At 61.9% G+C, this 19,309-nt stretch carries 13 protein-coding genes; 5 read left to right on the top strand and 8 right to left on the bottom strand.

The annotated features are described in order from the left end of the window. Positions 1 to 617: 617 nt before the first annotated feature. Entirely contained in the window at positions 618 to 878 is a 261-nt protein-coding gene (locus KW846_RS12585; RefSeq protein ID WP_218482494.1) for a DUF6429 family protein, read from the bottom strand. A 635-nt stretch (positions 879 to 1,513) separates the two neighbouring features. On the opposite strand from KW846_RS12585, the gene KW846_RS12580 reads away from it, so the two are divergent. The 5 genes from KW846_RS12580 (at position 1,514) to KW846_RS12560 (ending at position 7,967) form a co-directional block, all read left to right on the top strand. Beyond that, a complete protein-coding gene (locus KW846_RS12580) occupies positions 1,514 to 1,990 on the top strand; it encodes a formate dehydrogenase subunit gamma (RefSeq protein WP_056855147.1) in 477 nt (158 codons plus the stop codon). Beyond that, positions 1,990 to 3,549, top strand: coding sequence for an NADH-quinone oxidoreductase subunit NuoF (locus KW846_RS12575; RefSeq protein ID WP_218482492.1), 1,560 nt, complete (start codon positions 1,990 to 1,992; stop codon positions 3,547 to 3,549). Before KW846_RS12580 ends, KW846_RS12575 begins: the two co-directional genes overlap by 1 nt. Continuing rightward, positions 3,546 to 6,428 carry a formate dehydrogenase subunit alpha gene (gene fdhF, locus KW846_RS12570; protein ID WP_218482489.1) on the top strand — a complete coding sequence of 961 codons (2,883 nt, stop codon included), beginning with the start codon at positions 3,546 to 3,548 and terminating at the stop codon, positions 6,426 to 6,428. Before KW846_RS12575 ends, fdhF begins: the two co-directional genes overlap by 4 nt. Then, positions 6,425 to 6,646: a formate dehydrogenase subunit delta gene (locus KW846_RS12565; RefSeq protein ID WP_007971952.1), complete on the top strand. Its 222-nt coding sequence runs from the start codon at positions 6,425 to 6,427 to the stop codon at positions 6,644 to 6,646. The genes fdhF and KW846_RS12565 overlap by 4 nt, the downstream gene beginning before the upstream one ends. Positions 6,647 to 6,926: 280 nt before the next feature. Continuing rightward, positions 6,927 to 7,967, top strand: a complete 1,041-nt coding sequence (locus tag KW846_RS12560) for a DMT family transporter (protein ID WP_007971954.1) — start codon at positions 6,927 to 6,929, stop codon at positions 7,965 to 7,967. Positions 7,968 to 7,994: 27 nt separating this feature from the next. Here the strand turns inward: KW846_RS12560 and KW846_RS12555 are convergent, their stop codons facing one another. The 7 genes from KW846_RS12555 to KW846_RS12525 all read right to left on the bottom strand — a co-directional run bounded on the left by KW846_RS12555 (position 7,995) and on the right by KW846_RS12525 (position 19,271). Further along, positions 7,995 to 8,342 carry a potassium channel family protein gene (locus KW846_RS12555; protein WP_116581061.1) on the bottom strand — a complete coding sequence of 116 codons (348 nt, stop codon included), beginning with the start codon at positions 8,340 to 8,342 and terminating at the stop codon, positions 7,995 to 7,997. 282 nt (positions 8,343 to 8,624) lie between these two features. Then, entirely contained in the window at positions 8,625 to 10,268 is a 1,644-nt protein-coding gene (locus KW846_RS12550) for a fatty acid--CoA ligase (RefSeq protein ID WP_218482487.1), read from the bottom strand. Between the two features lie 23 nt (positions 10,269 to 10,291). Then, positions 10,292 to 12,070 carry an acyl-CoA dehydrogenase C-terminal domain-containing protein gene (locus KW846_RS12545; protein WP_218482485.1) on the bottom strand — a complete coding sequence of 593 codons (1,779 nt, stop codon included), beginning with the start codon at positions 12,068 to 12,070 and terminating at the stop codon, positions 10,292 to 10,294. 6 nt (positions 12,071 to 12,076) lie between these two features. Beyond that, entirely contained in the window at positions 12,077 to 14,596 is a 2,520-nt protein-coding gene (locus KW846_RS12540; protein WP_218482483.1) for an RND family transporter, read from the bottom strand. Positions 14,597 to 14,612: 16 nt separating this feature from the next. Next, entirely contained in the window at positions 14,613 to 15,704 is a 1,092-nt protein-coding gene (locus tag KW846_RS12535) for a YCF48-related protein (RefSeq protein ID WP_218482481.1), read from the bottom strand. 163 nt (positions 15,705 to 15,867) lie between these two features. Beyond that, positions 15,868 to 17,226 (bottom strand): DUF1329 domain-containing protein, encoded by a 1,359-nt coding sequence (locus KW846_RS12530; protein ID WP_218482480.1) that lies wholly within the window; start codon positions 17,224 to 17,226, stop codon positions 15,868 to 15,870. 41 nt (positions 17,227 to 17,267) lie between these two features. Continuing rightward, positions 17,268 to 19,271 (bottom strand): DUF1302 domain-containing protein, encoded by a 2,004-nt coding sequence (locus KW846_RS12525; protein WP_218482478.1) that lies wholly within the window; start codon positions 19,269 to 19,271, stop codon positions 17,268 to 17,270. Positions 19,272 to 19,309 lie beyond the last annotated feature (38 nt).

Below are 19,309 nucleotides of genomic sequence, written 5' to 3'. Positions count from 1 at the left end.
ACTCTTCAGTTCAAACATCTTTGGGTTTTGAGAAAACCCTAAACTTGGCTCAGCAATCGTTGGTTACATCTTTGATTTCTCGCGGAGTAACTTGTGATGCTGATAATCTGTTGACTAGCAGTCTGACCCCACAAGCACCCACACGAATTGCTTGATTCAGTTGTTAAAGAGCGGTTGGTTAAGAGCTTTTCGTCTCAACCGAGGCGCGCACTATACAGCACACGCTCTCAAATAACACCCTTAAAAGCGAATGATTTTATTAACAAAATCAATTACTTAGGCCAAACTCAGCATCGAACTGCTCGTTAGCGGGAGGCGAATAATACAGGATTAAAACACGTGGTCAACCCCCGTCTAAAAATTCTTTTCCCTACCAAAAGAGCCTGGGTTGCCACTATGAGAACTTCCAATGTCCGAACAAAACATCAGGGCAGCAGAGTACCCAGACCACGTCGTCACTAAATCGCCCCTTATTTCGTAGACGCTGACTGACCGCTTTTGGCTGTGGATTGCTGCCTGTCGCGACAGGCTGAAAACAACCCAGGCTGAGTGGGGGGACTGAATGGGGACGGATTTATTTTCGATATCAATCCAACCATCGTGACCGCAGTATGAAGTCAGGTATCAGAGCTCGACTCAAGCTCGCCTTGAGTTTTCACGCCGAACAATTGGTCGGCTATCCGCCGACCTCGCTCCAGCCCTTCCTCCGTTAACCAAATTGATTTGTTCCTGCTCACCGGATTACTGATGAAACCATGTTCATGCAATCGGTTCATGGTCTCGAAGTCGAACCCTTTCCAAGCGTTGCCGCTGTCGAAACTGAAGGTTGCCAAAAGGGCAAGCACGGCGTCTTCAATGAGTTTGTCGTCGTATTCCATGATCATTGCTCCACTCATGATCAATAGCTGTCGTCGAGTCTATGGTGAGCGTTCCATCCCCGCAGACATCCATGAAATTATAGTAGTGCGCTCAGCCAGGCGGCACGGGTTAGCAGGCCCACGGCTTTTGCATCCAGCTTTTCAACTGAGCAGGTATCGCCAGGCAACTGATCCAGCATTGATGCTGTCTGGGCTGGCGCTTTCGCGGGCAAGCCCGCTCCCACAAGGTTGTGTAGCGGCATAGGTCAACGCATCTGCTCCGTAAAACGGCCCTTGGTTCTGATGCTTTTTCTCTCCCGTATTGCTTGTTATACATCATTCATCGACAGGCCCTCCGGGCATTAGGCCAGTGTGTGAACGCCCCGTGCACCACTCATCTAGACTTAATGGATAGTCGTAGGCAGAACCGAGCACGTCGCTTTGGTGCAGGTCGATCAATAGCGGCGTGGCAAGCTGCCCTTTATGCCCAGTAGAGGTGCGGCGAAGACCGTGCCGGGCACAACAAGATGCCCGCTCAGGGTGCCCTGGCCAACGGCCAAATTGCCACGATACCGTGACGTGGTGTGAGTGCCGCAGCCGCCACTTTCGGACGACCGACGACCTTCTGGTTTGTCCGTGACCGTGAGGATTGCTGAATGCCTGATGAGATGTTGCACCTGCCCGTGGTCAACAGTTTGCTGGAGCGCCACAAGGGCTCTGCGGGTGCGCTGTTGCCCATTCTTCATGATATTCAGGAGCGTATCGGTTACGTCCCCGATGTTGCCGTCCCCGAGATTGCCCATGCCCTGAACCTGAGCCAGGCCGAGGTTCGTGGGGTGATCAGTTTTTACCATGATTTCCGTACTGCGCCGCCCGCGCGGCATATCCTGCGGCTGTGCCGGGCCGAGTCGTGCAAGAGCCGTGGTGCCGAGCAGTTGGCTGCGCAGTTGCGTGAGCGGCTGCAACTGGATGATCACGGCAGCAGTGCCGATGGCAGCATCAGTTTGCGGCCGGTGTATTGCCTTGGGGCCTGTGCCTGTTCGCCGGCGCTGGAGCTGGATGGCCGGGTGCATGCGCGGCTGAGTGCCGAGCGTCTGGATGCCCTGCTCGATGCTTGCCGGGAGGACGCGTGATGCCGACTCTTTATCTGCCCTGTGATTCGCTGGCCCGTGCTGTGGGTGCCGACGAGGTATCCACGGCCCTGATCACTCAGGCCAAGGAGCGCAATCTGCCGCTGGAGCTGCAGCGCACCAGTTCGCGCGGGCTGTATTGGCTGGAACCGCTGTTGGAGGTGGACAGCCCGCAAGGTCGAATTGGCTTTGGCCCGCTGACCGCTGCTGATGTGCCGTCCGTGCTTGATGCGCTGCACGGCGAGCCGTCCGCTCATCCGCTGGCCTTGGGCCTGGTGGAAGAATTGCCCTATCTGAAGACTCAACAACGCCTGCTGTTCGCTCGCGCCGGCATTACCCGGCCGCTGTCGCTGGACGATTACCGGGCCCACGGTGGTTTCGAAGGTTTGAACAGGGCCGTCACCCTTGGCGGCGAGCAGACCGCGACGGCGGTGTTCGACTCAGGCCTGCGTGGCCGTGGCGGCGCGGCCTTCCCCGCCGGGATCAAATGGCGCACGGTGCGTGCGACCGAAGCGGCGCAGAAGTACATCGTGTGCAACGCCGACGAAGGCGATTCCGGCACCTTTGCCGACCGCATGCTGATGGAAGGCGACCCCTTCTTGCTGATCGAAGGCATGGCGATTGCCGGCCTCTGTGTCGGCGCCACTTACGGCTACATCTATGTGCGCTCGGAGTATCCGGATGCCGTGGCCACCCTGCGCAACGCGCTGCAGATTGCCCGGGAGAACGGATACCTGGGCGCCAATGTTGGCGGCAGCGGTCAGGCCTTCGATATGGAAGTGCGCGTCGGTGCCGGCGCGTACATCTGCGGTGAAGAAACCGCGCTGCTGGACTCTCTGGAAGGCAAGCGCGGGATCGTCCGCGCCAAGCCACCGATTCCTGCCTTGAAAGGCCTGTTTGGCCAACCGACCCTGGTGCACAACGTGCTGACCCTGGCCTCGGTGCCGCTGATTCTGGCCAAGGGTGCGCAGTTCTATCGCGATTACGGCATGGGCCGTTCCCTGGGCACCATGCCCTTCCAGCTGGCGGGCAATATTCGTCATGGCGGACTGGTGGAACGGGCTTTTGGCCTGTCGCTGCGGGAGCTGGTGGAAGACTACGGCGGAGGGACCGCCAGTGGCCGGCCGCTGAAGGCTGCGCAGGTGGGTGGCCCGCTCGGCGCCTGGGTGCCGCCTTCGCAATTCGACACGCCGCTGGATTACGAGGCCTTTGCCGCCATCGGCGCGATGCTCGGTCACGGTGGTGTGGTGGTGGCGGACGACACCTTGGACATGGCCCATATGGCGCGTTTCGCGATGGAGTTCTGCGCCGAGGAATCCTGTGGCAAATGCACGCCGTGCCGCATCGGCTCGACTCGGGGTGTGGAGGTGATCGACCGCCTGCTGGCCGCGCCTGACCAGAGCGGTCGGGATGAGCAGGTGATCATCCTCAAGGACCTGTGCGACACCCTGCAATACGGTTCGCTATGTGCGTTGGGCGGCATGGTTTCGTTTCCGGTCGCCAGCGCCCTCAAGCACTTCCCCGCCGACTTCGGCTTGCAGCCCTCGGAGGCCGAGCAATGATCACTCTCTTCGACCCGAACACCGATATCGACCTCGGCACTCCTGCTCGCGAGAGCGAGGTGCAAATCACCCTGAGCATCGACGGCCGCAGCATCAGCGTGCCCGAAGGCACTTCGGTGATGCGCGCCGCCGCGCTGCTGGGCACCACCATTCCGAAACTCTGTGCCACCGACAGCCTGGAAGCCTTCGGCTCCTGCCGCATGTGTCTGGTGGAGATCGACGGCATGCGCGGCTACCCGGCGTCCTGCACCACGCCGGTCACTGAAGGCATGAGCGTGCACACCCAGACGCCAAAGCTCGCGACGCTGCGGCGCAACGTCATGGAGTTGTACATCTCCGATCACCCGCTGGACTGCCTGACCTGCTCGGCCAACGGCAACTGCGAGCTGCAAACCGTGGCCGGTCAGGTCGGCCTGCGGGAGGTGCGTTACGGCTATGAAGGCGACAACCATCTGGCCGATGTGAAGGACACCTCCAACCCCTACTTCGACTACGACCCGAGCAAGTGCATCGTCTGCAACCGCTGCGTGCGCGCTTGCGAAGAAACCCAGGGCACCTTTGCCCTGACCATTACCGGGCGCGGTTTTGAATCCCGCGTGGCAGCCGCGGGTGGGGATAACTTCCTCGACTCGGAGTGCGTGTCCTGTGGTGCCTGTGTGCAAGCCTGCCCTACTGCGACCCTGATGGAAAAAAGCGTGGTCGAACTGGGGCAGCCCGAACGTAGCGTGATCACCACCTGTGCCTACTGCGGCGTGGGCTGCTCGTTCCGTGCCGAGATGAAAGGCGACCAGCTGGTGCGCATGGTTCCGGACAAGAACGGCCAGGCCAACCACGGCCACTCCTGCGTCAAGGGGCGCTTTGCCTGGGGCTATGCGACCCATCCGGATCGCATCACCAAGCCGATGATCCGCAAACACATCAACGACCCGTGGCAGGAAGTCAGCTGGGATGAAGCGGTGACCTACGCCGCCAGCGAATTCCGTCGGTTGCAGCAGAAGTACGGCCGCGACTCCATTGGTGGCATCACCTCCAGCCGCTGCACCAACGAAGAAACCTATCTGGTGCAAAAACTGGTGCGCGCCGCGTTCGGCAACAACAACGTCGACACCTGTGCGCGGGTCTGCCACTCGCCGACCGGCTATGGCTTGAAGCAAACCCTGGGCGAGTCCGCCGGCACCCAAAGTTTCGACTCGGTGATGCAGGCCGACGTGATCCTGGTGATGGGCGCCAACCCGAGCGACGCCCACCCGGTGTTCGCCTCCCAGCTCAAACGCCGCTTGCGTGAAGGCGCGCGGCTGATCGTCATCGATCCACGGCGCATTGATCTGGTGGACTCGGTGCATGCCCGCGCCGAATACCATTTGGCCCTGCGCCCGGGCACCAACGTCGCCATGCTCAACGCGCTGGCTCATGTCATCGTCACCGAAGGCTTGCTCAATCAGGCCTTTATCGACGCCCGTTGTGAGGGCAGCGATTTCGCGATTTGGAGTGAGTTCGTCAGCCGTGCGGAAAACTCGCCGGAAGCCCTTGGCCCTGTCTGCGGAGTACCCGCTGCCGACATCCGTGCCGCTGCGCGCCTGTATGCCACCGGTGGCAATGCGGCGATCTACTACGGTTTGGGCGTCACCGAACACAGTCAGGGCAGTACTTCGGTGATGGGCATCGCCAACCTGGCCATGGCCACGGGCAACATCGGCCGCGAAGGCGTGGGCGTGAACCCGTTGCGGGGGCAGAACAACGTTCAGGGTTCCTGTGACATGGGCTCGTTCCCTCACGAGTTGCCTGGCTACCGGCACATCTCCAACGAGGTGGTGCGGGCGCAGTTTGAACAGGCGTGGAACGTCACCCTGCAACCCGACCCGGGCCTGCGCATTCCCAACATGTTCGAGTCGGCCCTGGCCGGCAGTTTCAAAGGCCTGTATTGCCAGGGCGAAGACATCGCCCAGAGCGATCCGAATACCCAGCACGTCACCGCCGCTTTGTCGGCCATGGAGTGCGTGGTGGTGCAGGATATTTTCCTCAACGAAACCGCCAAGTTCGCCCATGTGTTCCTGCCGGGCAGTTCGTTCCTGGAAAAGGACGGCACCTTCACCAACGCCGAACGGCGCATCTCCCGGGTGCGCAAGGTCATGGACCCGCTAGGCGGCAAGGCCGACTGGGAAGGCACCGTGGCCCTGGCCAATGCCCTGGGTTACCCGATGAACTACAAACATCCGTCGGAAATCATGGATGAAATCGCCAGCCTGACGCCGACCTTCACCAACGTCAGCTATGCCGAACTGGACCGCCACGGCAGCCTGCAATGGCCGTGCAACGCCGAGGCGCCGGACGGTACGCCGACCATGCACATCGAGGAGTTCGTGCGCGGCAAGGGGCGTTTCATGCTCACCGGCTACGTGCCCACCGAGGAGAAGGTCAACACTCGTTATCCACTGCTGCTGACCACCGGGCGCATCCTCAGCCAGTACAACGTCGGCGCCCAGACCCGGCGCACCGACAACGTGGCCTGGCACGACGAAGACCGCCTGGAAATCCACCCGACCGACGCCGAGAGCCGTGGCATCAACGAAGGAGACTGGGTCGGCATCGGCAGCCGCGCCGGGCAGACCGTGCTGCGTGCGCGGATCACCGAACGGGTCGCCCCGGGCGTGGTGTACACCACCTTCCACTTCCCGGAATCGGGGGCCAACGTGATCACCACCGACAACTCCGACTGGGCCACCAACTGTCCGGAGTACAAGGTCACGGCTGTAGAAGTCAGCCGCGTGTATCACCCTTCGGAGTGGCAGAAGCGCTTCCAGGAGTTCAGCGAAGAACAGGACCGTTTGCTCAAGGATCGCCGCCACGCCCGTGGTGATAAAGCCGAGGTGCGCCGATGAGTACTGACAACCTGATCAAGATGGCCAACCAGATCGCCCAGTACTTCGCCAGCCAGCCGGACCAGCAACAGGCGGTGCTCAGCGTGCGCAATCATCTGCAGATGTACTGGGCACCGAGCATGCGCAAGGAATTGCTGGCCTGGCAGACGGAGCATAAAGGGGCGGATTTGCACCCGCTGGTGCAGGCGGCGGTGAGTGGGGCGGGTTGGGAGGCTTAGTCGGAAGGAGCCCGGATGAATACCTGTGGGAGCGGGCTTGCTCGCGAAGGCGTCAGTCCAGACAACATTGATGTTGAATGCACTGGCCCCTTCGCGAGCAAGCCCGCTCCCACAGGGTTATGTGTTGGGGGTCGAGATTCAGGTTAGCCTTGAAGTGATCGGGGGCTTTCAATGATTCACGGCAGGTGTCGGGAAATCATCGCGGACAGGCCACAGGCGCTCATTTCCTGCACTGAGCGTATCCTGTTCACAACTATCTTCCCTGAGCCCCGGAACCACCATGACCAAAAGCATTCTCTACGCCCTGGGCGCTGCGGCCCTGTTCGGCGCCAGCACGCCCTTGGCCAAGTGGCTAGGCTTGAATGTGTCCCCCCTCCTCCTCGCCGGCCTGCTTTACCTGGGCAGTGGCGTCGGGCTGACGCTAACCCGCCTGATCCGTGATCGTGGCTGGCAGCCGACAGGCCTGACGGCCCCTGAATGGCCATGGTTCATCGGGGCCATTGTGTTCGGTGGGGTTCTGGGGCCGGTTGCATTGATGTTTGGACTGACCCTCACCTCTGGCACCACCGCATCACTGTTGCTGAACCTGGAAGCCGTGTTGACCGCACTGATGGCCTGGGTGGTGTTCAGAGAGAACGCAGACCGGCGCATTGTTGCGGGGATGATCGCCATTGTCGCCGGGGGCGTATTGTTGGCGTGGCCTCGCACTTCGGCAGAGGTTCATGGCTGGTTGGGGCCTGTCGCGGTGGCGCTGGCCTGTTTTTGCTGGGCCATTGATAACAACCTCACCCGTAAGGTGTCTGCGTCGGATGCGTTGTTTATTGCCGGCACCAAAGGGTTGGTAGCTGGGGTCGTCAATTGCGCGCTGGGGATCGCGCTGGGCATGCACCTGCCAGCATGGTCGCTGCTTGGGCCAACCCTGCTGGTGGGCTTTTTGGGGTATGGCGTGAGTCTGGTGCTGTTCGTCCTGGCGTTGCGGGGGCTTGGTACGGCGCGCACTGGGGCTTACTTTTCTACGGCACCGTTCCTCGGAGCCGCGATAGCGATCCTGTTTTTCGGTGAAGCCGTAACGTGGGTGTTTTGGATCGCTGCCGGCCTGATGGGGCTTGGGGTCTGGATTCATCTGACCGAGAGTCACTCACACGAGCATCGGCACGAACCGCAAATCCATGACCACAAACACGTCCATGATGAGCATCATCAGCATGAACACGACTTTGAGTGGAATGGTGAGCAACCCCATAGCCATGTGCACCAACACTCACCGATCGTCCACAGTCATCCGCACTTTCCCGACATCCATCACCGACACTCGCATTGAGCCCCGGAGGCTGTGGCCATCACGTCCTTACTCGACGTCCTTCTGCCGTGACGCCGTCACCGTCACTTCAATCGCCCGGACACTGATCGCCGCAAACGTCGCCGTCATCAGCACCCCATTGAACCCCAGCAGGATCGCCAGTACCCGAGACACGGCCAGTTTGGGCACCAGTTCTCCGTAGCCGATGGTCAGGCCGGTCACGAAGGCGAAGTAGACGCCGTCATACGGACTCCACCCTTCCAGCTGGGCGATGATGAGGCCGAACGCAATGATCACCAACAGCAGTATCGAGAAGATCGGCCACACCACTTTGAAGTAGAACCAGACGGCCTTGTAGAACTCGTGGCGGACGTTTGATGCACGGGTGAGGTTCATGTCGTGGGCTTCCTGGAGTTTGACTGATGCACAGCGGTTCAATACCCCGTTCAGCTTGGCACAAGCGCTGAAAACTGCGACCAACGGGGCGTCATCTCTGACCAGGACTATGACAAAGATGACGCCAACCGGGCTATCCGAAAACCGCCCGCTGCTGGATTCCTGTAGGAGCGAGCCTGCTCGCGATGGTCGTTAACGATTACGCGGGTTTCCTGGTTAAACGCAGCGCTCTCTAGTCCATCGCGAGCAGGCTCGCTCCTACAAGGTTTCTGGCTTTATCCCTCAGTTCGCTTCCGTTTCCCGAATCAGCTTCTTGTTGATCTTGCCAACACTGGTCTTGGGGATTTCGGCGACGAACTTGAACTGCTTGGGGATCGCCCATTTGTTGATGCGGCCGCCGTCGACGAAGGCTTGCAGGTGCGTCTCCAGAATCTTGCGGTCCAGGTATTGCCCCGGCTCGCACACCACCATGGCCATGGGCCGTTCGCCCCACTGCTCATCGACGATGCCCACCACCGCGACGGACATGACGCCCGGGTGTTCGCTGATCAGGCTTTCCAGTTCCAGGGAGCTGATCCACTCGCCGCCGGTCTTGATCACGTCCTTGATGCGGTCCTTGATTTCCACGCCGCCCTGTTGGTCGATCGAGGCCATGTCGCCGGTGTGCAGCCAGCCGTTGTGCCACAGCTCCGCGCCTTTGTCCGGGGCCTTCAGATAGCCCTGGGTCAGCCACGGCGCGCGCACCACGATCTCGCCCAGGGACTCGCCGTCATGGGCCACGTCGTTGCCCTCGGCGTCGATGATCTTCAGGTCGACCAGCGGCACCGGCGTGCCGGTCTTGATGCGGATCGGCAGCTGCGCTTCGGCAGATAGCTGAAGGTCTTCGTCGCGCAGGTAGGTCAGGCACAGCAACGGGCAGGTTTCCGACATGCCGTAGCCGGCGTGCACCACCATGCCTTTGGCGCTGGCTTCACTGGCGATGCCAAGCGTCAGTGCGCTGCCGCCGAGGAGCATTTTCCAACCGTCGAAACGGGTCGCCTTGCCTTCCTCGCAGTTGAGGATCATCTGCAGGATGGTCGGCACGCAGTGGGAGAACGTCACCTTCTCTTCGCGGTACAGCTTGACCAGGCTATTGGGTTCGTAGCGGCCGGGGTAGACCTGCTTGATGCCCATCAGGGTCGCGACATACGGCACGCCCCACGCATGCACGTGGAACATCGGCGTGATCGGCATGTACACATCGTCGGAACGCAGCAGCGGCTGGCCCTGATAGACGCCCAGGGTACCGACGGCATTCAGGGTGTGCAGCACCAGTTGCCGATGGCTGAAGTACACGCCTTTCGGGTCGCCGGTGGTGCCGGTGGTGTAGAACAGCGTGGCGACCGAGTTCTCGTCGAAATCCGGAAAGTCGTACTGGTCCGGGGCCAGGGACAGCAACTGCTCGTACTCACCGAGCACCGGCAGCGACGTTGCGGTCGCCTCGTCATCGGTGAGCTGCAGGTAGCTTTTTACCGTTTCCAGCCGCCCGTGAATCTGTTCGACCAGGGGCAGGAAGTCGTCATGCACCAGCACCAGGTCATCCTCGGCGTGGTTCATGGTGAACAGCACCTGCTCCGGCGACAGGCGAATGTTCACCGTGTGCAGCACCGCGCCGATCATCGGCACGGCGAAGAAGCATTCCAGGTAGCGGTGGCTGTCCCAGTCGAGCAAGGCCACGGTGTCACCGGCCTTGACCCCGGCCGCCGTCAGCGCATTGGCCAGGCGGCGGATGCGCTGGTTGAGCGTCTGGTAGCTGTAGCGCAGTTTGTCGGCGTAGACGATTTCCCGGCCCGGCTCATAACGCACGCCGGACAGCAGCAATTGCTTGATCAGCAAGGGATAGGCATAAGCGCCGTCGGCAGGCGGAATTATTTTTGTTTTCAGCATGGTTGGAGTTCCTTGTCCTTCGATCAGAACTGATCGGCTTTCAGCTCGTAGAGGCAGTCACTACCGGCCTTGACCGATGCGCTCAACGAGTGGATACGCGGCAGCAACCGGGCGAAGTAGAAACGCGCGGTGGCCAGTTTGCTGGTGTAGAAATCGTCTTCGGCATCCCCGTTGATGACGGCCTTGGCCATGCGCGCCCACATGTAGGCGTAGGCGGTGTAGCCAAACACGTGCAGGTACTCGACCGAGGCCGCGCCGATTTCATTCGGGTTGCCCTGGGCCCGGTCCAGCAGCCACGCAGTCAGCTCGTCGAGGGTGTCCACGGCGGCATTCAGCGGCTTGGTGAACTCGTCGAGGTCCGCAGCGGCGTTAGCGGTAAAGTTGCGGACTTCCGAGGCGAACAAGCGGTAGAGCGCCCCGCCGCTGCCGACGATCTTGCGCCCGGCCAGGTCCAGGGACTGGATGCCGTTGGTGCCTTCGTAGATCTGGGTGATGCGCACGTCGCGCACCAGTTGCTCCTGGCCCCACTCGCGGATGTAGCCGTGGCCGCCGAAGACCATCTGACCGTGCAAGGTGGTTTCCAGGCCCATGTCGGTGAGGAACGCCTTGGCCACCGGGGTCAGCAGCGCCACCAGTTCCTGCGCGCGATTACGCGTGACTTCGTCTTCGCTGTACCTGGCCGTGTCCAGTTGCAACGCGACGTAGCTGGAGAACGCACGGCCGCCTTCGTTCAAGGCTTTCATGGTCAACAGCATGCGGCGCACGTCCGGGTGCACGATGATCGGGTCGGCGGCCTTGTCCTTGTTCTGCGCACCGGTCGGTGCACGGCTTTGCAGACGGTCGCGGGCGTATGCGACGGCATTCTGGTAGGAACGCTCGCCCTGGGCCAGGCCCTGGATGCCCACACCCAGACGCTCGTAGTTCATCATGGTGAACATCGCCGCCAGGCCTTTGTTCGGCGCGTCGACGATCCAGCCGGTGGCGCCATCGAAGTTCATCACGCAGGTGGCGGAGGCCTTGATGCCCATCTTGTGTTCGATGGAGCCACACGACAGCGCATTGTTTTCACCCAGCGAGCCGTCGGCGTTGACCAGCACTTTGGGCACCAGGAACAGCGAGATGCCCTTCGGCCCCGCCGGTGCATCCGGCAGGCGCGCCAGTACCAGATGGATGATGTTCTCGGTCAGGTCGTGGTCGCCGCCGGTGATGAAAATCTTGCTGCCGCTGACCTTGTAACTGCCATCGGCCTGGGGTTCGGCCTTGGTGCGAATCAGGCCCAGGTCGGTGCCGGCATGGGCTTCGGTCAGGCACATCGAACCGGTCCAGGTGCCGGCGTACATGTTCGGCAGATAGCGTTGCTTGAGCTCTTCGCTGGCGTGGGCCTTGATCGACAGGCAGGCACCGGCGGTCAGCATCGGGTACAGGCCGAACGACAGGCTGGCCGAGTTGACCATCTCTTCGACCTGCGCCGAAATCGCCTTGGGCATACCCATGCCGCCGTACTGCGGATCACCGCCGACACCGACCCAGCCGCCCTCGGCGAAGGCTTGATAGGCCCCGGCAAAACCCTCTGGCGCGGTGACCGAACCATTGCTCCAGGTACAGCCCTGTTCGTCGGTGGCGCGGTTCAAGGGTGCGATGACTTCGCCAGTGATCTTGCCGGCCTCTTCGAGGATGGCAGCGGCGGTTTCTTCATCGATCACGTCGGCCAGGCCGGGCAAACTGGCCCAGAGCCGGGACACCTGGAAAACCTCGTTGAGTACGAAGCGCATGTCGCGCAGGGGAGCTTTGTATTCAGACATCTTGGCTTACTCGGAAGTGGTCAGGGCATGGGGCATGCCCGGACGTTCAGTGGATTCAGTGTTCTCGGCGGCGGTAGCGGAGCCCGGCTGCGGGGCCCGTTCGCGCAGCAGGAAATACGACAGGGCCGGAATCAGGATCAGCGCACCGAGCATGTTCCACAGGAACATGAAGGTCAGCAGGATGCCCATGTCGGCCTGGAACTTGATCGGCGACCAGACCCAGCACACCACGCCGGCAGCGAGGGTGATGCCCACCAGCCCGACCACCCGGCCGGTGAAGGACACGGCGTTGCGGTAGGCCTGGGACAACGGCAGGCCCTGGCGCTGGAAGTGCAGTTGCACGCTGAGCAGGTACAGGGCGTAGTCCACGCCGATGCCGACACCGAGGGCGATCACCGGCAGGGTCGCGACTTTCACGCCGATGCCCATGGCCACCATCAGGGCTTCACAGAGGATCGAGGTCAGCACCAGGGGCAACAGCGCCACCAGCGTAGCCCGCCAGCTGCGGAAGGTGATCAGGCAGAACAGCGTCACCGCCGCGTACACGTACAGCAGCATGGTGTGATTGGCTTCGCGCACCACGATGTTGGTCGCCGCTTCGATACCGGCGCTGCCGGCGGCGAGCAGGAACTGGCGATCGTCGCTGCTGTTTTCTTTGGCGAACTTGTCGGCGATGGCGACCACCGCATCCAGGGTTTCGGCCTTGTGATCCTTGAGGAACGCGATCACCGGCATCAGCGAGCACTCGGTGTTGAACAGCTCCGGGGAGTTGACCGAGGCTTGCTGCGCGGCGTAGTTGAGCACGTCCTGGTTGCGCTGGATGCTGTTGAGCTTGGGGTTGCCTTCGTAGGTGCCGGCGGTGATCTGCCGTACCGCGTTGACCAAGGACGCGGTGGCCTGCACGCCCGGATACTGTTGCAGTTCCCAGGCCAGGCGGTCAGCGAGCACCAAGGTCTTGTAGTTCAGGCAGCCTTCCGGCGCGGTCTTGATCATCACCGCGAACAGGTCGCTGGACAGCGCGTAATGCTGGGTGATGTAGGCGTTGTCGCGGTTGTAGCGCGAGTCGGCGCGCAACTCCGGCGCACCGCTTTCAAGGTCGCCGATCTTCAGGTTGAGGCTGACCACGTAGCCGCCAATGCCCATCAGCACCGCGACCAGCACGGCGCCGGTGGCCCACTTGGCGGTGGTGAAGCGATCGAGCGCGTCCCACAACCGCCCGAAGCCTTTGTGCTTTTCGGCACGGGTATCGATTTTCAGCGCGCGTTCGGCGGCCTTGGCGCCAACTCCGATATAGGACAGCGCCACCGGCATCAGCAACAGCGAAGTGAAGATCAGCACCGCCACACCGATGCTGGCGGTGATCGCCAGGTCCTGGATCACCGGGATGTCGATCAGCATGAGCACGGCGAAACCCACCGCATCAGCCAGCAACGCAGTGACGCCAGCGATGAACAGACGGCGGAAGGTGTAGCGCGCCGCGATCAGCTTGTGGGTGCCGCGGGCGATGTCCTGCATGATGCCGTTCATCTTCTGCGCGGCGTGGGACACGCCGATGGCGAAGATCAAAAACGGCACCAGCACCGAGTACGGATCGATGGCATAACCGAGCCAGGCGACGATGCCCAGTTGCCAGACCACCGCGACCAGCGAGCAGCCGACCACCAGCAGAGTGCTGCGCACACAGCGGGTGTAGAGGTAGATGATCACCAGCGACGTGACCACGGCCAGGCCGAAGAACATCATCACCTGGATCAGGCCGTCGATCAGGTCGCCCATGAGTTTGGCGAAGCCGATCACCCGGACCTTGTAATGGCCGGTGCCTTCTACCCCGGATTTGCGCGCAGCGCTGTCGCCGGCGTATTCGATCTTGTCGCGCAACTGCTCTTCAAGCATCTGCGAGAACGCGTGGTAGTTGATGCGCTGGCCACCGGCGGCGGCTTTGTCCAGCAGCGGCACGATCAGCATGGTCGACTTGAAGTCGCTGGCCACCAGGCTGCCGACAATGCCGGCGCGGGAGATGTTCTGGCGCAACTGCTCGATCTGCTCAGGTTGCCCCGAGTAGGTGTCGGGCATCACCGGGCCACCCTGGAAACCGTCCTCGGTGACTTCGGTCCAGCGCACGGCCGGGCTCCACAGCGACTTCATCCAGGCGCGGTCGACGCCTTCGGTGAGGAACAGTTGGTCGTTGACCTGCTTGAGTACGTCGAGGTATTCGGGATCGAAAATATCACCCTGGGTGTTCTCCACCACCACCCGCACCGAGTTGCCCAACCCACGCAGGGAAGCGCGGTTTTCCAGGAAGTTCTGGATGTACGGCTGGCTCTGCGGAATCATCTTTTCGAAGCTGGGACGCAGCTCCAGGCGTGTCGCCGCCATGTAGCCGAGCACCACGGTGGCCAGGGCCATCAGCAGCATGAACAGCGGACGGAAGTTGAACACCAGGCGTTCCAGGCGGTTGCCGGAGCGGTGGTCGAAATCACGCAGATCGCGGATCACCGGCATGGCGTCTTGTTTGATGTTGCCCATGTCTGGGTTCTCGCTCTTAGGGTTCGAGGGCTGGATCGGCGGACAGCGTCCGGGCACCACGGCTTCCCGCCAGCACCAGTGCGCCGTCGGTGGACTGGGCTGCGCCGGCGACCGGCGTCGGTGCCGGTTGCCGCACCAGATGCATCTGCGCGCCCGTCCCCTGGCTGACCAGCATCTGCCCGCCCTGGGTGAACAAGCGATAATTGCCACGGGCATCGATCAGGCCCGCGGTGATGCTGACGTGCAGGCCGCTGTCCAGCGCAGTCCAGCTTTGGCCGCCATCGGTGCTGCGCAGCACGTTGCCGCGCAGGCCGTAGACCAGCACTTCGCCAGGCTTGCCGAGCACGCCGAAGAAGCTGCCCTGATACGGCGTCGGCACGGCATTGAAGCGTTGGGCGTTGTCGTCCCACTTGAGCAACAGGCCTTGCTCGCCGGCGATGTACAACGCGTCGCCGGTGGAGGCGATGGCGTTGAGGTGGAAACCCTGCGGGTTGTCGGTGCGGTCCTGGAACGGGGTCCAGGTCTGGCCGCCGTCGTCGGTGCGCAGGATCAGGTTGAACACGCCGACCACATAGCCGGTTTTTTCGTTGGCGAACCAGACGTCGAGCAGCGGTTTGTCCGCGCCCTGATCGACCAGCTTCTGGCCTTCGGCGACCAGTAGCGGCCATTGCTCGTTGCCCGGCTCGGCCTTGGCCAGCGCCGTGTAATGCTTGATCAGCAATTCGCCGATCTGGCGACCGTCGAGTTGCTTGTTCCAGGTCGCGCCGGCGTCGCTGCTGTGCAGCACCACGCCGTCATTACCCACCGCCCAGCCCTGGGCCGGCGTTGGAAAATTCACCGCGGTGAGATCGGCGCTGACCGGCACGGCAGCCTGCTGCCAATGCTGACCGGCATCATCGGAAAACAGAATATGGCCACGCTGGCCGACGGTAATCACACGCCCGCCAGCGCGGGTCATGCCGGACAACGGGTTGTTGATCGCCAAGGCACTGACTCTGGCGGGCAGGTCCAGCACATCGACGTAATCGGCCGCCTGGGCGATGCCCTGCGACAGGCCGAGCACAACACCGAACGCCAAACGCACAATATTATTTTTATACGAACACATGCTGCGTCCTCTTCGGAAAACCGCGTCGAGCAGGTCATGTGGGAGCGAGCCTGCTCCGGGCGGCGTTCCGACGATGGACGTTAACGATGACGCGTGCTTTCTGGATGCCCGCGTCGCCCTCTGGTCCATCGCGAGCAGGCTCGCTCCCACAGTGGATCGAGGCTTAGCGAATGCCGGCGCCTGCCAGGGATTCCGATGACCACTGCGCCTTGGAGAGCGGTTCGATGTACTTGATGCCGCCGTAAGGACCGACCACACCGTTGATGTTGTACGAACCACCCACCAGGTCGTAGATCATGAAGGGCGTCGAGTCCGGAACCTGCTTGTCATAGCTCTGGCTCAGGAAGGCGAAGGAACCGCGATAGAGCTGGCCACGGGCGTCATATTGATCCGAGGCCAGAGCGGTCCAGCTGTCTTCGTCGAGGTAGAAGCGGCGCTTGGCGTAGATGTGACGGGCACCGGCCTTGAGGTTGCCTTCGACGACCCACACGCGGTGTTTTTCCCAGCGCACGAAGTCCGGCGCGAGGTGGTTGGCGGTGGTCAGCGACTTCGGATCCTGGACGTAGGTCAGCTTGTAGGTGTTGTAGGGCACGATCATTTCCTGCTTGCCCACCAGCTTCCAGTCGTAGCGGTCCAGCGCACCGTTGAACACGAACACGTCGTCGTAGGTGCCTGCACCGGCAGTACCCGGGTTAGGCGTGTCGTACGCCAGGCTCGGCGCCAGTTTCACCCGACGCTGACCCGGCAAGTACTGCCAGGCACGACGCGGCTGTTGCAATGGGTTGGCGGCGTCCTTGAGCATGATCGCCTCGCCGGCCCGGCGCGCAGGGCCGGTGTATGCCAGTTTCATCTGGTAGTACACGTCGGCGCTGCTGATCGGCTGCGAGAGGTTTTCATAGATCGGGTAGGAGATGTTCGCTTGCCCGGTGGTTGCCAGGCTCGGCACACCGGCGGAGTCGACGTTCCAGGAGTCGTACTTGGAGCTGATGCTGACGCCCTGGTAGCGCAACAGGAAGTTCCACATCGCTTCGTTGCCCGATTGCGGAATCGGGAACGGAATGCCCGGCAGCACGTTGTCGATGGCCAGGCCACCTTCCAGAGACTTGGCGCCGCTGGCGTTCTTCACGCCGTTGTCCAGAATCGCTTGAGGCAGCGAAACGGTGCGGTGCGTCGGGAACACGTCGACACGGAACGTTGGGAAACGCTTGGCCAGTTCTACCGTGGTTGCCGTGAGCAGGCCCTTGTATTGATCGACGTTCTTGCCGTCGATCACCAACAGCGGCTTTTCGCTGGCAAAAGGATCCGGGCGCATGCTGTCGCCGGCTTTGAAGCTGGCCGGCGCGGTGGTCAGGCCACCGTTGTAGGCGGGGATCGAGCCATCGGCGTTCCCGGCTTTTTCGGCGCCCACCAGCGTCAGGCTGGTGCCCAGCTTGGCAGCTTCCTGAGTTGAAACAGCAGCCTGTGCCTGGGCGGCGAAGACCATGGCCAGTGAAGCGGCCAACACGGTTTGTACAAATTTCATCTTGTTATTCTCCTGCTTGCATTGAGCAAATCAGTGGTGAATCAGAATGTTGTTTTCATCGTCAGGTACACGGCGCCACGGTCCTCGGTCGTGGCACCACCGCCGGAGAAGGACGAGTAGCCGCCGGCGTAGCAGGCGTAGTTTTCGTTGCCGCTGAAGGCGTTCGGGGTGGAGCCGTCGCCGCCGTTCGGGCCGGTGCTCACGCCGCTGACGTTGCACTTGTCGGTCTGGCCGAAGGAGTCCACGTACTTCAGGTCGACAAAGTATTTGTTGTACACAATGGCGCCCACGCCCACGGCATAGTTGCCGGTGTCCTTGGCCCCGCCACCGGAGACCGGCGACACACCGTCGAGACCGACGTTGACGGACATCGGTGCGTTGAGATCGACACCGGGAAACACCTGGTACCAGGTCGGTGTGAAGTTGACTGCCAGGCCCCAGTTGTCACGGGTCGGCGCGTCGATGCCGCGATAGCTGTCCTTGCCCTTGTAGAGCGCTTCGTTCTTGCTATCGAGCTTGAGCAGGTTGCTGTAGTACAGCTCGGCCAGCACGGTGGCCTGATCGAACACCGGGGTTTTCGGCAGGGTCATCAGACCGTTGAGTGTCCAGTGCAGGGTGTCGCCTGTGGCGCTCATGCTGTCGCCACGGCTCGGGGTGTCGTAGACCACACCGGTGGCGTCCGTACGGGCAGGCAGCAGACCCAGACCTTGACCCAGGCCCAGCGGGCTGCGGGTACTGACGATCGCCGGGATACTGGCCAGCGGCATGTTGTGGCGGACGTTCAGGTCCGAACCGACGCTGATCCCGCCGACATCCTTGGACAGGCTCAGGCCAAGGATCTTGATGTTGTCGGCATAGGCCAGTTGATAGGTGGCGGTGTCCAGCGAATTGAGGGTGTTGATCACCGCAGGCACTTGCCCCGCCGGACGGGTGCCGTTCGGGTTGGCCGAGGTAATGCCCCTGGCGTCCAGATAGGCTTGCGGCAGGATTTCCGAGGTTTCGCGGTAGTAAACGCCGAGGGTGCCATCCAGCCATGCCGGCGACCACTTGGCCATGACGCCCCAGTCGCCGCTGTCATGCGGTGTCAGGTCCTTGCCGCGACGCACATTGGTCAAGGCGTTGCACGGCGCCAGGCCACAACCCAGCGGGCTGCCCGGTACCACGGCGTTGGTGTTGCCCAACAGGAACGATTGCGCGCCGAAGCCGACCAGGTCGGAACCACCGTAATAGGTGCCCGCTTCCGGCAGGCGCGCGGCATCCCAATTGAGGAAATACTGGGCACCCACGGTCAGCTCGGGATTGACGGTGAACGTCATCGACAGCTGGTTACGCGGAACGAACAGCTCCTTGGCCTCGGTACCCGGCGACGCGGCAAGCTTGGCCAGGTCGAGGCCGGACTGGCCATAGCTGACCGAGTGCACCGGGTTGAGAATGGTCTCGCCCCAGAACACGTTGTGCTGGCCGGCCTTGGCGCTGAACATCGACTCCTCGCCCACTTCGGTGCTGTAGAACACGAAGGCATCGAGGATTTCGCCCGAAGGACCGCTGTAGTAGCGCTGGGCATAGTTGCTCAGGTGCGGGCTGCCGTTACCGACGTTGTCATGGGTGACCCCGGCCAGGCGCGGGTCGTTGGCAATCAGGCCCGAACGCGCATCGTTGCCGTTGACGAACGGGTTGGAATTGGAACCGGTGTTGTCATAGGCCTTGTCGTACCAGCTGGCGGCGCTGACGCGAAAACCCATGGCGTTCTTGTAGACCACGTCCATTTCGGTCAACAGGTCGATACGGTTGGTGATGTTGGTGCCGGCCTTGCGGAAGTTGTAGTCGCCGTCGTTGTTGTTCGGCGTTCCCAACATGCGTTTGTCGGCACTTTCGGTGCGCACGCCGTAGTTGTACTTGATGGTGTTATCCACCCGTACGTTCCAGTCCGGATTCCCCGTCTCGATTTCGGCCCCATGGGCCACCGGTACGGTTGCCGCGAGAATGGCCGAGGCCAGCAAGGTGTAGCGTGGAGCGGTGAAGCCGTGACTCTTGTTGTTGTGCATTGCGTTGTCTCCGCCTTTTTGTATTTGTTTTTAGCGCA

It is taken from the genome of Pseudomonas sp. PDM32 (assembly GCF_019219225.1).
Classification (GTDB): Bacteria; Pseudomonadota; Gammaproteobacteria; order Pseudomonadales; family Pseudomonadaceae; genus Aquipseudomonas; species Aquipseudomonas laurylsulfatiphila.
This window is presented reverse-complemented; position numbering and strand designations above follow the sequence as displayed.

Excerpts from the sequence above, each read along its gene's own strand:
- KW846_RS12545 (WP_218482485.1), bottom strand. The coding sequence starts at position 12,070 with ATGTCTGAATACAAAGCTCCCCTGCGCGACATGCGCTTCGTACTCAAC.
- KW846_RS12535 (WP_218482481.1), bottom strand. The coding sequence starts at position 15,704 with ATGTGTTCGTATAAAAATAATATTGTGCGTTTGGCGTTCGGTGTTGTG.
- KW846_RS12560 (WP_007971954.1), top strand. The coding sequence starts at position 6,927 with ATGACCAAAAGCATTCTCTACGCCCTGGGCGCTGCGGCCCTGTTCGGC.
- KW846_RS12585 (WP_218482494.1), bottom strand. The coding sequence starts at position 878 with ATGGAATACGACGACAAACTCATTGAAGACGCCGTGCTTGCCCTTTTG.
- KW846_RS12550 (WP_218482487.1), bottom strand. The coding sequence starts at position 10,268 with ATGCTGAAAACAAAAATAATTCCGCCTGCCGACGGCGCTTATGCCTAT.
- KW846_RS12565 (WP_007971952.1), top strand. The coding sequence starts at position 6,425 with ATGAGTACTGACAACCTGATCAAGATGGCCAACCAGATCGCCCAGTAC.
- KW846_RS12580 (WP_056855147.1), top strand. The coding sequence starts at position 1,514 with ATGCCTGATGAGATGTTGCACCTGCCCGTGGTCAACAGTTTGCTGGAG.
- KW846_RS12575 (WP_218482492.1), top strand. The coding sequence starts at position 1,990 with ATGCCGACTCTTTATCTGCCCTGTGATTCGCTGGCCCGTGCTGTGGGT.
- KW846_RS12530 (WP_218482480.1), bottom strand. The coding sequence starts at position 17,226 with ATGAAATTTGTACAAACCGTGTTGGCCGCTTCACTGGCCATGGTCTTC.
- fdhF (WP_218482489.1), top strand. The coding sequence starts at position 3,546 with ATGATCACTCTCTTCGACCCGAACACCGATATCGACCTCGGCACTCCT.
- KW846_RS12525 (WP_218482478.1), bottom strand. The coding sequence starts at position 19,271 with ATGCACAACAACAAGAGTCACGGCTTCACCGCTCCACGCTACACCTTG.
- KW846_RS12555 (WP_116581061.1), bottom strand. The coding sequence starts at position 8,342 with ATGAACCTCACCCGTGCATCAAACGTCCGCCACGAGTTCTACAAGGCC.
- KW846_RS12540 (WP_218482483.1), bottom strand. The coding sequence starts at position 14,596 with ATGGGCAACATCAAACAAGACGCCATGCCGGTGATCCGCGATCTGCGT.